Annotated in this window: 14 protein-coding genes; 4 read left to right on the top strand and 10 right to left on the bottom strand. The window is 36.7% G+C overall.

Annotated features, from left to right (window positions below):
- Positions 1-10 precede the first annotated feature (10 nt).
- From narI to OCL94_RS04290, 4 genes are read right to left on the bottom strand one after another with little or no spacing between them, the layout of a single operon-like run.
- On the bottom strand, positions 11-685 hold the full coding sequence (gene narI, locus OCL94_RS04305) for a respiratory nitrate reductase subunit gamma (protein WP_262994945.1): 675 nt from the start codon (positions 683-685) through the stop codon (positions 11-13).
- Positions 678-1,256: a nitrate reductase molybdenum cofactor assembly chaperone gene (gene narJ, locus OCL94_RS04300; RefSeq protein WP_262994943.1), complete on the bottom strand. Its 579-nt coding sequence runs from the start codon at positions 1,254-1,256 to the stop codon at positions 678-680. The genes narI and narJ overlap by 8 nt, the downstream gene beginning before the upstream one ends.
- Entirely contained in the window at positions 1,249-2,799 is a 1,551-nt protein-coding gene (narH, locus tag OCL94_RS04295) for a nitrate reductase subunit beta (RefSeq protein WP_262994941.1), read from the bottom strand. The genes narJ and narH overlap by 8 nt, the downstream gene beginning before the upstream one ends.
- Entirely contained in the window at positions 2,789-6,463 is a 3,675-nt protein-coding gene (locus OCL94_RS04290) for a nitrate reductase subunit alpha (RefSeq protein WP_411268473.1), read from the bottom strand. The genes narH and OCL94_RS04290 overlap by 11 nt, the downstream gene beginning before the upstream one ends.
- A 269-nt stretch (positions 6,464-6,732) precedes the next feature.
- Here OCL94_RS04290 and OCL94_RS04285 point away from each other — a divergent pair, with 269 nt between their 5' ends.
- Complete coding sequence (locus OCL94_RS04285; protein ID WP_262994940.1) at positions 6,733-7,242, top strand: nuclease-related domain-containing protein; 510 nt, start codon at positions 6,733-6,735, stop codon at positions 7,240-7,242.
- Between the two features lie 105 nt (positions 7,243-7,347).
- Positions 7,348-7,626, top strand: coding sequence for a hypothetical protein (locus OCL94_RS04280; protein ID WP_262994937.1), 279 nt, complete (start codon positions 7,348-7,350; stop codon positions 7,624-7,626).
- A 107-nt stretch (positions 7,627-7,733) separates the two neighbouring features.
- Here OCL94_RS04280 and OCL94_RS04275 read toward each other — a convergent pair whose 3' ends face one another.
- Positions 7,734-10,091, bottom strand: a complete 2,358-nt coding sequence (locus OCL94_RS04275; RefSeq protein ID WP_262994935.1) for an FdhF/YdeP family oxidoreductase — start codon at positions 10,089-10,091, stop codon at positions 7,734-7,736.
- Between the two features lie 149 nt (positions 10,092-10,240).
- On the opposite strand from OCL94_RS04275, the gene fdhD reads away from it, so the two are divergent.
- On the top strand, positions 10,241-11,032 hold the full coding sequence (fdhD, locus tag OCL94_RS04270) for a formate dehydrogenase accessory sulfurtransferase FdhD (protein WP_262994933.1): 792 nt from the start codon (positions 10,241-10,243) through the stop codon (positions 11,030-11,032).
- A 66-nt stretch (positions 11,033-11,098) separates the two neighbouring features.
- On the opposite strand, the gene OCL94_RS04265 is transcribed toward fdhD, so the two are convergent.
- The 5 genes from OCL94_RS04265 to OCL94_RS04245 form a co-directional block, all read right to left on the bottom strand.
- Positions 11,099-11,374, bottom strand: coding sequence for a hypothetical protein (locus tag OCL94_RS04265; protein WP_262994931.1), 276 nt, complete (start codon positions 11,372-11,374; stop codon positions 11,099-11,101).
- Entirely contained in the window at positions 11,352-11,690 is a 339-nt protein-coding gene (locus OCL94_RS04260; protein WP_262994929.1) for a hypothetical protein, read from the bottom strand. The genes OCL94_RS04265 and OCL94_RS04260 overlap by 23 nt, the downstream gene beginning before the upstream one ends.
- A 121-nt stretch (positions 11,691-11,811) precedes the next feature.
- Entirely contained in the window at positions 11,812-12,363 is a 552-nt protein-coding gene (locus tag OCL94_RS04255; RefSeq protein WP_262994927.1) for a biotin transporter BioY, read from the bottom strand.
- A 141-nt stretch (positions 12,364-12,504) separates the two neighbouring features.
- Positions 12,505-13,425, bottom strand: a complete 921-nt coding sequence (locus tag OCL94_RS04250) for an ABC transporter substrate-binding protein (RefSeq protein ID WP_262994925.1) — start codon at positions 13,423-13,425, stop codon at positions 12,505-12,507.
- A gap of 150 nt (positions 13,426-13,575) precedes the next feature.
- Positions 13,576-14,175: a C39 family peptidase gene (locus OCL94_RS04245; RefSeq protein ID WP_262994923.1), complete on the bottom strand. Its 600-nt coding sequence runs from the start codon at positions 14,173-14,175 to the stop codon at positions 13,576-13,578.
- Positions 14,176-14,302: 127 nt separating this feature from the next.
- On the opposite strand from OCL94_RS04245, the gene modB reads away from it, so the two are divergent.
- On the top strand, positions 14,303-14,974 hold the full coding sequence (modB, locus tag OCL94_RS04240; protein ID WP_262994921.1) for a molybdate ABC transporter permease subunit: 672 nt from the start codon (positions 14,303-14,305) through the stop codon (positions 14,972-14,974).
- Positions 14,975-15,009: the final 35 nt, after the last annotated feature.

Below are 15,009 nucleotides of genomic sequence, written 5' to 3'. Positions count from 1 at the left end.
CCTCCTAAATTTATTTATGCTTTCTGTAAATAATATGACTACGTCCAACGTAGTTTACCGGCACACTCCAAACATGCACTAAACGCGTGAATGGCCATAGTGCAGTAATTAAGAATCCAGAAATAACATGTAATTTAAATGCTAATGGCACGTTCAACATAAATTCAGCTTGTGGTCTAAGAATCAATAAACCTCTGAACCACTCTGAAATGGTAGCACGATAATCAAAGTCTGGTGTCGTTGCATTCGTTACAATCGTTGAATAACATCCTAAAAATACGATGAGTAATAATAAAAAGTTAACTAATATATCAGATGCAGAGCTTAAATGTCTCACACTTTGATTCGTTACACGACGTGCTGTTAATAATAACATACCGATTAACGTCACGATACCGAAGACACTTCCGATATATACTGCTCCAATATGATATAAATGATCAGTCACACCGATTGATCTTAACCAGCTTGCAGGAATTCCTAAACCAACGACATGTCCCATAATAACAGGAATAATCCCTAAATGGAATAAGATACTTCCCCACATTAATTGTTTCTTTTCAACAAACTCACTTGATTTCGCTGTCCATGAGAATTGATCATATTTAAATCTGAAGATATGACCGATAATAAAAATTGCGATACATGCATAAGGGAATATGACCCATAATAATTGACTAAGCATGTGGTGTCACCTCTTTTTCATCTGCTAATAGGCATGCTTTACACGTTTCACGAATGGCTAGTATTAAGTTGTAATACGGACTTTGAATTTGCTGTAATGCATTTAATAAATTGTACGTACCATCTTCAATGACCATTAATACAAGTTGCATACTTTCTGCTGCACGATCATCACCACGCCATTCAGCTGCATAAATAAATTCACACATTAACGGTAAGAAATCCGATAATTCAGATGATGGCATCTCAAGGCCAAACATTTCATACAATACTTTTAAACGTGCTAACATTTGTCCACGTTCTTTTTTATCTTCAAACTTCACAAATGTCATATAAAGCGTCGTCTTCTTCTCAAAATCAAATGTAGATGTGTATACTTCCTGAATTTCAGAAAGACTGATTTCATGCATATCTTGCCAATATTGTGTTACCGCTTCATATGCAGGATGTTGTTCATCGAATACACCTTCAAACTCTCTCGGATGAAAGTTGAGTTTTTCAGGGTATACGAGCTGGTGGCTAAAAAATCCAAATGATTTTTTAAACTCGTATAATTTATTTAAATCAATCACGCCAAATGCCTCCGTAGAAGTTATCTTCATACACTTCTCTACCTGATTTACCAGCAGGTACTGGTCCACATCCGTCACAATCTGCACCGAAGTTGTTACTTGTATAACCCTCGCCACCTTGCGCGCTATACGTATTAACGTAACCTTCTTTATGTGATGTTGGAACAACGAAACGATCTTCGTGTTTCGCAATTGCAAGTAAACGATACATTGCTTTCACTTGTTGTGCTGTTAAGCCTACACGATCAAGTCTTGATTCATCAAATTCTTTACCACTTGAAATTGCTCTCATGTAACTACGCATCATCGCCATCTTTTGTAATGCACGTTTCACCGTTTCAGCGTCACCTGCTGTTAACATGTTCGCTAAATATTGAATTGGTAAACGCATTTCTTCGATTGCCGGGAAGATCATATCTGGGTTCTTAATTGAATCTTTCCCTTCGAAGTAGTTCATGATTGGGCTAAGTGGTGGGCAGTACCACACCATTGGTAATGTACGATATTCCGGATGTAACGGGAATGCTAATTTATATTCAATTGCTAATTTATAAACTGGTGAATTTTGTGCTGCTTCAATCCACTCCTGACTGATACCATCACGTTCTGCTTGTGCAATGATTTCAGGATCATGTGGATCTAAGAATAAATCTAATTGAGATTGATATAAATCTTTTTCGTCTGCAACAGATGCTGCTTCTAATACTTTATCTGCATCATAAAGTAATACACCTAAATAACGCATACGGCCAGTACATGTTTCAGAACATACTGTTGGAAGCCCCGCTTCAACACGTGGGAAACAGAATGTACATTTTTCAGCTTTGTTCGTTTTCCAGTTGAAGTAAACCTTTTTGTAAGGACAGCCGGTCATACAGTAACGCCATCCACGACAAGCATCCTGGTCGACAAGTACGATACCATCTTCATCACGTTTGTACATTGCACCACTCGGGCAACTTGCGACGCAACTTGGGTTTAAACAGTGTTCGCATAGTCTTGGTAGATACATCATAAATGTTTGTTCGAAATTGAATTTAATTTCTTCTTCAATTTTTTCGATGTTCGGGTCAGTTGGTCCAGTAATATGTGCTCCTGCTAAATCATCTTCCCAGTTTGGGCCCCATTCTAAGTCCATTTTCTTACCTGTAACTAAAGATTCTGCACGTGCCACAGGAGAGTGTTTCTTCTCCTTTGCATTCGTTAAATCTGCATAGTTATAAGTCCATGGTTCATAGTAATCTTTCATTTCAGGCATATCAGGGTTGTAGAAGATCTTACCTAAGGCGATCTTAGAAAGTTTAGAACCAGATTTCAGTTCTAACTTTCCTTTACGGCTTAATTGCCATCCACCTTTATATTGTTCCTGGTCTTCCCAACGTTTCGGATAACCGATACCTGGTTTCGTTTCTACGTTGTTAAACCACATGTATTCAGCACCTGGACGGTTTGTCCAGGTTGTCTTACAGGTCACACTACATGTATGACATCCAATACATTTATCTAAATTCATTACCATTGCAACTTGAGCTTTAATCTTCAAGCCAATCAACCTCCTTCATCTTACGAACAGCAACGTACACGTCACGTTGATTTCCGATTGGTCCGTAGTAGTTGAATCCATAACTAATTTGAGCGTAACCACCAACAAGTTGTGTTGGTTTTAAATGAATACGTGTTGGTGCATTGTGCGATCCACCACGTGTATCTGTAATTTCAGAACCTGGTGTTTGAATATGTTTATCTTGTGCATGATACATAAACATTGTGCCACGTGGCATACGGTGAGAAACTACCGCACGTGCTGTCACTAAACCATTTCTGTTGTAAACTTCTAACCAATCATTGTCGTATATTTCATGACTTGCTGCATCTTCGTTATTGATCCAGACTGTTGGACCACCACGGAATAATGTCAACATGTGAAGGTTATCCTGGTAAGTTGAGTGGATATTCCACTTACCGTGTGGTGTTAAATAGCGTAATACTAAGCTATCTACGCCACCTTTAATTTGTTTATCTTTCGTACCAAATACCATTGGCGGTAATGTTGGTTTATACACTGGTAATGCTTCACCCATCTGCTGGAATACTTCATGGTCGATATAATAACTTTGACGACCTGTTAAAGTTCTAAATGGTACTAAACGTTCGATATTTGTTGTAAATGGTGAATAACGACGACCTAATTTGTTTGAACCAGGGAATACAGCTGTCGGAATAACTTCACGTGGTTGTGCTGTAATATTTGCAAATGTAATCTTTTCTGCTGCACGTTCTGCAGAAATATCTTTTAATTCCACTCCTGTTTGTGCTTCTAAATCTTCATATGATTTTTGAGATACTTGACCATTCGTCGCTGAAGAAACATTTAAGATAACATCTGCAACGCGTTTGGCAGTATCAATTCTAGGTTTACCGTTCTTCACTGTATCATCTTCGTACATGCCTACCATTGAACGTAATTCGTTATATTGTTCTTTTACGCTGAAAGCCACACCATGCGCACCAACTTTACCGTTCTCAAGTAATGGACCTACTGAAATGTATTTATCATATACATCTGTATACGTTCTATCAACTACTGCAAATCCAGGCATTGTCTTACCTGGAATCGGTTCAACTTCACCTTTCGTCCAGTCTTTTACGATACCCATAGGTGTTGAAATTTCTTGTTGTGAATCATGTGCAAGTGGTGCTGTAACAACATCTTTAAACGTCCCTGGTAAATGACGCTCAGACATTTCAGAGAATGTCTTCGCAAGAGACTTGTAAATATCCCAGTCACTTCTAGATTCCCAAAGCGGATCAACAGCCGGGTTAAATGGATGTACGAATGGGTGCATATCTGTAGAAGATAAGTCATGTTTTTCGTACCAAGTTGCTGCTGGTAATACGATATCAGCATATAAAGGTGTTGTTGTCATACGGAAATCAAGTGCAACGAGTAAATCTAACTTACCTTCAGTATCTTCACGCCATGTAATTTCTTCCGGCTTTTCGCGTTCGTTTGGTTCAGCAAGTAAACCATGCTTCGTACCTAGTAAATGCTTCATGAAATACTCTTGACCTTTAGCTGAACTTGAAATTAAGTTTGAACGCCATACGAATAATGTTTTCGGATGGTTTTGTTTTGCATCCGGATCTTCTACTGCAAATTTTGTTTCACGTGATTTCACAGATTCAACTGCACGTTTTATAACTTCTTCATTCGTGAAGTTACCTGCGTCACGTGCATCTTCACCGAATAATAAACTGTTCTTATCAAACTGTGGATATGACGGTAACCAACCTAAACGTGCTGCTAACACATTGTAATCTGCTGGATGTTTGAATTTAACGTTTTCAGCTAGTGGCGATGTTAATGTATCTACACCCGCTTCTTCATATTTCCATTGGTCTGTCGCAAAATAGAACCAGCTTGTTGCATTTTGCAGGCGTGGTGGTGCTTGCCAGTCTTTCGCAAATGCAATCGTTGACCAACCTTCAATCGGACGGCATTTTTCTTGTCCAACGTAATGCGCCCAGCCACCGCCGTTCACACCTTGTGTTGCACAAAGTGTTACTAAGTTAAGAATTGAACGATAAATTGTATCTGAGTTAAACCAGTGGTTAATTCCGGCACCCATGATAATCATTGAACGTCCACCTGTATCAATCGCATTTTGAGCAAATTCGCGTGCAATTTGAACAACAACTGAAGGTTTTACGCCAGCAATCTTTAATTGCCATGCTGGTGTGTAGATTGAAGATTCATCATCATAGCCTTTCGCTTCTAAATCTGTATTGAATCGGTTAACACCGTATTGAGATAACATTAAATCATAAATTGTTGCGACGTATTTCGTTTCACCATTCGCTAAAGTCACTTTCTTCGCTGCGATTGGACGTTTGAACGTACCGTTTCCTGCGTTATCAAAGAAAGGGAATACAACTTCCACAACTTCATGGTCGTTATCTTTAACCGTCATTGATGGATCAATTTTTGTACCATCTGCAGTTTCTAATTTAATATTCCACTTCACATCTTTTTCCCAACGTTGACCCATTGTTCCGTTAGGTACGACGATTTGTTTAGAAATATCATCAAATACAACCGGTTTCCATTCACTATGTTCACTCGTATCACCTAAGTCACTTGAACGTAAGAATCGACCTGCTTTCAATGTATCTTCATGCGCATCTAACATGATTAAGAAAGGCATATCTGTATATTGTTTTGCATAGTTGATAAACATCGGTTCTTTTCTTTGCTCATAGAATTCATCAAGAATAACATGCGTCATCGCTTGTGCAACTGCAGCATCTGTACCTGGATTTGGCGCTAACCAGTTATCTGCGAACTTAACGTTTTCCGCATAGTCTGGTGCGACAGATACCACTTTTGTTCCTTTATAACGTACTTCTGTCATAAAGTGTGCATCTGGTGTACGTGTTAACGGTACGTTTGAACCCCACATAATAATATAACCTGCATTGTACCAGTCACTTGATTCCGGTACGTCAGTTTGTTCACCCCAAATTTGCGGTGATGCTGGTGGTAAATCGGCATACCAATCATAGAAAGATAACATTTCACCACCTAATAGTGAGATGAAACGTGCACCTGCAGCATAACTAATCATACTCATTGCAGGGATTGGTGTGAAACCAGCGATGCGGTCTGGACCATATTTCTTAATTGTGTAAATAAGTTGTGACGCGATTAATTGCGTAACTTCTTTCCAGTTCACACGGACATGGCCACCCATACCACGTGCTTGTTTGTAACTGCGTGCTTTCTCAGGATCTTCGACAATTGATTGCCATGCACGCACTGGATCACCATGCTCTTCTAAAGCTTGTTGCCATAAGCGCCATAATACACCACGTACGTATGGGAATTTAATACGTAATGGAGAATATTCATACCATGAGAACGATGCCCCACGTGGACAACCGCGCGGCTCGAATTCCGGCATATCAGGACCACATGACGGGTAATCAATTTGTTGATTCTCCCATGTAATAATCCCGTTCTTCACGAATACTTTCCACGAACATGAACCTGTACAGTTAACACCATGTGTCGTACGTACGACTTTATCATGACTCCAACGTTGACGATACATCTTCTCCCATTCACGACTCTTCTCTTCTAATACAGACCAATTGCCATTAAATCTTTCCGTAGGTTTAAAAAAACGTAACCCAGTACCAATTGCCATTCATAACACTCCTTTAGTTGCAGATTTGCCCTCTTACCATAGATTATGAAACTTTTCACAATTGATTGGTATTGGGGATTTCCCTAAGGATGTAGGGAAATCCCTTGAATGATTCTGTATGGGTGATGTACGGGATATAGGTGAGCATGATTGGTAGTTTATCGCTCACTCAACTTTCATTACAATTCATTAATAATTGTCACGAAAATATAAAAAATACTTTGGCAAATTTTCACGATAATATAGTGAATACTTTTCAGGAGGATACTATGTTTTTAAAATTGCATGCACCAGATGATTATATTAATTACTTATTGACCGCTGAGTTTCGAACAACGTTAGATCATAATGATTATCGTAATCTACAGCAATACAAGAGAGGTCTTCAAGGGGAAGGGAAATTTTATAACCTCATAAAAGATATTAAAGGTATTGTTTGCTTATGGGATTTAGTTTTGAATATTAACGGAGAAGTTCAATATGATTTTCTAATTATTAGTAACAAGAGAATCATTCATATTGATATCAAAAATTATTCTGGTATTTATCATTATCAAGATGGTAATTTTCAGAATGAAAGTGGATATGTACATCAAGGATTAATTAGTCAACTAGAGCGCGCTCACACAAAGTTAGAACAGTTCGTAAAACATCATAATTTAGATTATAAAGTATTCAGTAGATTACTATTTATCAATCCTAATTTTAGATTAGATCATTACACAGGAGACAAACGTATCATATTCCTGCATCAACTTGATACGTTTTTGGATTATTGAAGACAAGAAACATATTCAGACATTGATATTCAAACGGGGCATTTATTATGTAATCATCACTCACCTATTTCTAGAAATCGAATACATTATTATCCTTACGAAACGATGATAAAAGGTGTTCAATGCAAACAATGTGGCGCGATTGGTACATTTGTAGCACAAACTCAAAGAATAATGATGTGTAGTTGTGGTTCTCAAATATCTAAAGAAGCTTATATATTACAAGCAAATGATGAAATCACGCTTCTTAAAACCACCCCATTCAAAAGGAAAGAATTAAATGAATATACCAAAGTAAATATTTCTACCATCAAAAGATATTTAAAAAAATATTGCAATATTGTTGGTAATAACAAAAGTTCGAGATATGTAAAAAATGAGTGAGCCGCAAACACTTCTTCCGGCTCACTCACCCCAGAAACACAAAAAACTACACCCCAAACAAAAAAGAGTAGTCGACAAACTTTCATCGACTACTCTTTATGCATATATTATTGTGGAATTTCTTCTAAATCTGCAATTGGTTTTTCTACATATTCACGGTCTTTCTTTGCATGGAATCGATCCGCTTTCTCAATCTTCACTGTTACATTGAAGTCCGGAATTTGTGCGAATGATTCATAACGTCCGTGAGGTAATAAGAAGTTTCCTTCAGGGAAGTATACTTCTACGTTTGTTGGTAAGATATCAACAAATTTTGCACGGCCTTGGAATACACCATATTGGTTATGGACTACGATACCCTCACCTTCTGCAATACTTAAACGTTTACCATCTTCAGCTGACATTAATACATCATTACGGCCACCGCCATTAAATGCTTCTTTATCACTATAAATCATTGAGTTAAATTGTTTACCACGACGTGTTGTCAGTACAAAATCATCTGGTTCTTTATTTAAGTCTGGAATATCGACTGCAATTAAATGACCTTTTCCGTCTGGCGTTGGACAAATTCCATCTTCACATAACCAAGCTCCACCCCATTGGAATACGTCACCTTGCTTGCTTAAATTTTGAATACCGTCATAGTTCGGATTCGCTTTTGCGATTTCTGCACGAATTGCTGCACCGTCTTCGAAATGTACTTTATCATAGCTTTCAGGTTTAATACGTTTCGCTAAGTCCAGGTAAATCTTCCATTCTGATCGTGCTTCTTTAATCACATTTGCATTACCTTTAATTTCTGGTGAGAAGTATACCATACGCTCTGTTGACGTAGACGTTCCACCACCATCTTGTTCATAACGTGTCTTCGCTGGTAATACAATAACTGTCTCTTTTGCTTCTAATAACGTAGACGTATTTAAAATAATATCCTGATGTACACGTAACTCTAAATTTGTTAAAGCACGTTCCACATAATCTGGTTCTGGCATTGTTTCTAAGAAGTTACCACCTGACATGTAATATGCTTTTAATTTATGTTCATGATCTTCTGGTAATAACGCACTTTCTAATGTAACGCCAACCGAATGACCTTGCCAATCTGGTAACTCAAATCCCCATAGTTCTTCGATACGTGCTTTATTCTTCGCATCAAAATCTCCTCCTGGCAACACGAATGGATCTGCTCCCATTTCACCTGAACCTTGTACTGAAGAGTGACCACGGAATGGCATAAGTCCTGCATATTTACGGCCTAAATGCCCTCGTAATAATGCTAAGTTCGCAACTTGTGAAATATTGTCTGTCGCAAATTCATGCATTGTTAATCCCATCGCCCATGCGTAAACAGCATTGTTACTCTTTGCAAGTAGCTCTGATAATTCAATAATACGCGCTTTAGATACGCCACTTGATTGTTCGATTGCTTCCCAAGTGATTGACTCCACTTTCGCTTTCAAATCTTCGATACCTACGACGTGCTCTGCAATAAACTTATGATTTAACGCACTACCAACATGTACCGCTTCCATCTCAAACCAATGCTTCATAATCCCATGCATAAACGCGATATCTCCACCAATATTCACTTGATAGAAGTCATCAGCTATTTTCGTACCAAATAATGCTGATTCCATTACTGAAGGAATCCAGTATTTATCCATTGCAGGTTCTTTATATGGATTAATAACGATAATTTTCGTGCCACGTTTCTTCGCTTCTAACATGTACTTACTTGATACCGGTGAAGAGTTAGATGCTACTGAACCCCAGAATACAAGGACATCTGTTCCAATCCAGTCTTGGTAGTTAGCAGTAGATGCACCGACACCAATTGAACGTTTCATCGCCGTTTTACTTGGTGAGTGGCATATACGTGATGCATTATCAATATGGTTTGTTCCTAAGAAACGAGATACTTTTGCTGCAACATAGTACGATTCATTAGTAATACCACGTGCTGTTAAATAAAATGCTGTCTGTTTCGGTGTAACTGATTTAAATTTATCTGCAATTAAATCCATAGCGGCATCCCATGAAATACGACTAAAACGGTCTTCACCTTTACGACGAATTAATGGATATGGAATACGGCCAAGTTCACGCAATTCTTTACTGGATAATTTCTTCAACTCTGAAATCGGTTGGTGTAATACTTCCTGTTTAATCGCAGGTGCTGTATTTAAACGTAACACGCTAAATCGCGTCGTACACATATGTGGTCCCGTTAAAGTTTGGTCTTTTAACCCACTTACGCCTAACGCACATCCGTCACATACACCTTGTGTTAATATATTTTTGGCATAATTTAAATTATCTCGATTATCCCAGGCAATTTTCATTGTATCGCGAATGTGGTGCGGCTTTACGCGCCCTAGCCCAAATGGTACAGGACTTACCCATAAGTCCGGTCTGATTGTATGGTCTTTTTTCATTGGACCCATATGTTTTGTTTTACCCATGATCAATTCCTCCGCTTTTTATACTATAATTACTATAATACTCCTATTGGAAGCGCTTTTACAAGATTATTTCTGATATTAATTTATCAAAAAAAACGCATTCAATTTGAGAGATACTGTTATATAATATTTTTATAGGAGTTGAGAGCATGCCACACGACGTTTATCAAACGAAGCAAATCATTAAATACATAGATGGTCAATTATTGAAGATTGAAGATACAATTGCGAATGAATTTCCACTCACACTTTATGTGAATAAAGAAGAATTTGCGACGATTGTTTGTACGCCTAAATATTTGCGTGAATTAGCAATGGGGTTTCTGGCATCGGAAGGCGTGATTAGAAAGCATAGCGATATTAAACACTTTCATCTTGATGATTCTAAAGGGCTATGCCATATCGAGCTTACGAGAGAAGTTGATACTTCACAATCACAATTTACGAAAAGAATGATAAGCTCTTGTTGCGGGAAAAGTCGACAATTTTATTTTGTAAACGATATGAAGACATCTAAGGTTGCGACGACTACGCGTACAATAACACCACACGAAATATTAAATTTAATGCACACAATGCAAAGCCAGAGTACTGATTTCAAAGTAACTGGTGGACTCCATAATGCGTGTATTAGTGACGGGAAAGACTTTTATTTGCATCGTAATGATATTGGACGTCACAATGCACTGGACAAATTGTACGGTCATTGCATATTAAATAATATATCTATTAAAGACAAAATTCTTATTTTCTCTGGGAGAATTTCATCTGAAATATTAATTAAAGCTTCTAAAATTGGTGTCGGTATCATACTTAGTAAATCCGCACCGACCGATTTAGCTATTGGCCTTGCTGAAGATTTAAATATAACTGCAGTAGGCTTCGTACGTAACGATTCATTTAATGTCTATAGTCATCCAGAGCGCATTCAACACAATTAATATACGCTAAAAGCACCCATCGTCACTGTGATGATAGGTGCTTTACTCATTTCAAAAAGTTAAATACTACTTCAATTGTATCGTCCCTGCCAGCTTCAACTGTCTGCCACTCGTCACTTTGTATTCAATCACATTATTCGCTTGAAATAAATCGAGGTTAAGGCGTTCATGGCGTTCGATTGAATGCTTAAACGTTGCTTGATGCGATAGTACTTGTGGAACATTTAACATCGTAATGACTTTATGCATCACTAAATTACCAGGTACCTCTTTATCATTCATTTCAATACTTAGCGCTGTCATATATTGAAATAACTCATCATCCGTGATTTGAAATTGCATGGGCCACCTCATCTGAATATGTTGAAATTACCGTTGCTTTCATTGCATTATTTAAATAAAAATGCATTTCATATGTATATTGTTCATAATGCTTTATCGTACGTTGATCAATTAATTGGATGATGACACGATAAACTGTATCTACAACTATTTCATTATGCGTAATAAACTGCTTTACGTGTTTCATCAATTGAGATTGTTTAAAATATTGTGATTGATACCATGCTTTAATCAATAAAACGTCAGGTACATTGTTATGATTGCCGTTCAATAATGACGTCTCTTCTTTCGAAAAGCAAATCGACAACGTTTCCAATATATTTCCCACTCTTTCTAATATTTAATAGGAAAACCGAAAAATAGATGCTATTTCTATTAATATTAACACGAAAGTTAAAATATTTCCCTTTATAACTTAGAAAAAAAGTTTACGCACATTAATGCATGCGTAAACTTTTTTGGATAGATGGAATATTACGTAACTTCACTGCTAACACTGCAGCGATTAGCCCTTTAATACAATCTCCAGGAATAAATACTATTACAGATTTCAATGCAATGAATAAATCTTGCTTTAAATTCAATCCCATAAAAATACCACCGATTAAATTACAGAGTAACGCACCTATCAATGCATTAATAACAAACACTTGCCATACTTTCGGTGCCTGCATACGTTCCACAAATAATCCGATTAAGTACGCCACAATCGGAAAAGACAATATATATCCACCAGTCGGGCCAAAAAATAATGCAATTCCACCACGACCTCCTGATAGAACTGGTAAACCAATCGCTACTAATATAATAAAGATTAAAACAGATAATCCTCCTAGTTTTCTTCCAAGTAAACATCCTGCTAAAATATAACCTAAATTTTGAAAAGTGAACGGCACAGGAATACCGGGTATGCTAATCGGTGGTAATAGTCCTAATACAGCGATTAATGCTGTAAACATACCTGCAATGACTAAGTCTTTTGTCTTCATCAATTAACCCTCATTTCTCACAGAATAATCCTATTATATCAGTACTGTTAACCTAAATAAATATTAAGTTTACATTCTTCACAAAAAAAGCTGAGACATCACTGCCTCAGCTTTTAGGATACATATGCATCGATTCATTATTTACTTTTCCAATTTCAATAATGCTTCTTTTAATACTTTGCGTTGATGTTCTAAAGAAATAGGATCATTAAACCAGAAATCTTCAGCATCGTATTGTACTAATTTATTATTTTGAACAGCCTTCATGTTTTTCCAGACTTTTGATTCAGTAACTGTGTTAGAGACTTTTCCTGTGTCACTTGAAACAAGAACGATATCACCAGCATAATCTCCTAGACTTTCTGCAGATACTTTTTTCCAGCCTGTCGGTTTCACATCTTTCGTAATTTTATCCTGCATGTTTAAACCAAACGCTTGATAAACGATTTCAGATCCACGTCCCCAGTTATCACCATAAACATAAATTTCTTTTTGGAAGAACTGGAAGATTGAATATGTTTTGTCAGCGCCAAGATGTTTTTTAATTTCTTCTCCATCTTTCTTCGTTTCAGCATTCCATTTTTCAACGAATGCTTTCGCTTCTTTTTCTTTACCTACGATTTTACCTAATAACTCATGTACGTCTAAATAACCATGTTTTGTATAAGTAAAAGGAATCGTTGGCGCTATTTTAGCGTATTTTGCATTATCTTTATCCGTATCAAATGAAATAATTAAGTCTGGTTTTAATTTAATAATCTTTTCAATGTCGCCAGCGTTTAATTTCTCTACACCTTTTAATTTTGGTTTTAATATATCTGATTGGAATGCATATTGGTCCGCACCCACTGGTGTTACGCCTAAATCTAATAAGTTCCCTACATAACTAGCACCCATCACGACAATACGTTTCGGTGCCTTAGGAATCTTGATTGTTTTTCCATTGTCTAATTTAAAGTCAACCTTTTCTGATGTTTCTTTTGTATCTTTTTTATCATTTGTACCACCACAAGCAGCAAGAACCATGATACAAGCGATAAACAAAGCTAATAACTTTTTCATTTTTCCATCCTCCAATTGAGATTGATTATCAATACCATTTAATTATAATCACTTTCTTCAATTAAGCAAATAGATATTGATTATTTTATTAAGTTAATTTTACACAAAAAGGATAGACTTAAAACAATCTAAGTCTATCCTTCACGAATATTAAATGATAATGCTCATTCTACCTGCATTTTCATATCTTTTTTCTAACGTACGTCTTTTGACTTTCATCAATTGTTGTTTCATCGGGAATATTGCCGGTATTTTAATAAACCCAAATTTAGCCCATAAAGGATCGATGATATAATAATATTGATTATCCATACCAACGAGTAATGCGATATGAATATTCGAAACAAATTCCTGAATCTCACCTTCAACTTTAAACTTTCTAAAGATCGGTTCAATTTTAAAATGCGTTGCATATAATACGACTGAATGATTGTTCATAATGGCTTCTTCTAATTGCGCCATTGATTGGCCAGTACTATCCACCGCTTTATAATACTGACTCAAATAGTCAACCATTACATTCGGAAATACGGTTTGGTGTCGATCCGGCTTTATAATTCGCTTTGGACCTACATAACCTTTGTAAGGATTTGTTTTATGTTTCGGAATTTCATTTAATATTTTGCGCGTTGATAATTTCACACCTTTATATTTAAGACCCATAGATACGGCTACCGCTTCGCATCCTAGCAAATAAAAATGTGGAAACCATTGTGTTTTAGGTTTTATATTTAGTACTAACTTATTCATCGTCATCGCCCACCTGTCTCTTCTTAATGTAATTAAATAGCAAACGACATGAATAATCAAATAAATTGTTTAGACGTGCTATAATGAGCATAAATTAATTTGTAACGCGTGATTAAGGAGGATAAAAATGCATGATTTTTTAAGTAGTGATAACTTTTTATCACCAATCATTATCTCTTTAAAAGTTGCTACGATTGCAACACTCCTTAGTCTAATTTTAGGGATTGTATTGCATTATGTCATTGGACAACATTCATTTCCCGGGAAATCAATCATTGAATCCATCATTATGTTGCCGATGGTGCTCCCTCCGACAGTTGTTGGATTTATACTGCTGATAATGCTAGGGAAACAAAGTATGATTGGACAGTTGATAGAACAATTATTTCATCAACCTATTATATTCACGATATATGCTGCGATTATCGCATCAACTTTGGTCGCTATGCCTTTAATGTATCAGTCATTAAAAATAGGCATAGAACAAGTACCACAATCAATTATTAATGCTGCGATGATTGATGGTGCAAAAAAAACACAAATCTATAAGCAAATTATCATACCGTTATGTAAGCCCGCCATCATGACAGGCGTACTACTTTCATTTGCACGCGCGATTGGAGAATTTGGTGCAACGCTTATCTTTGCGGGTAATATACCTGGTATTACTGAAACAATGCCGACTGCAATTTACGTCGCGATTGAAAATAATGAAATGGCACTTGCATGGGGTTGGGTCGCTATTATGATGACATTATCATTTATGATGATGATGGCTACGCAATTATTAAGAAAATAAAGAAAAGAGGCTTCCGTCATACCGAAAGCCTCTTT

It is taken from the genome of Macrococcus capreoli (assembly GCF_025628935.1).
GTDB classification, from domain to species: Bacteria; Bacillota; Bacilli; order Staphylococcales; family Staphylococcaceae; genus Macrococcoides; species Macrococcoides capreoli.
Note: the sequence above shows the minus strand (reverse complement) of the source record. Positions and strands in the feature narration are given on the sequence as shown.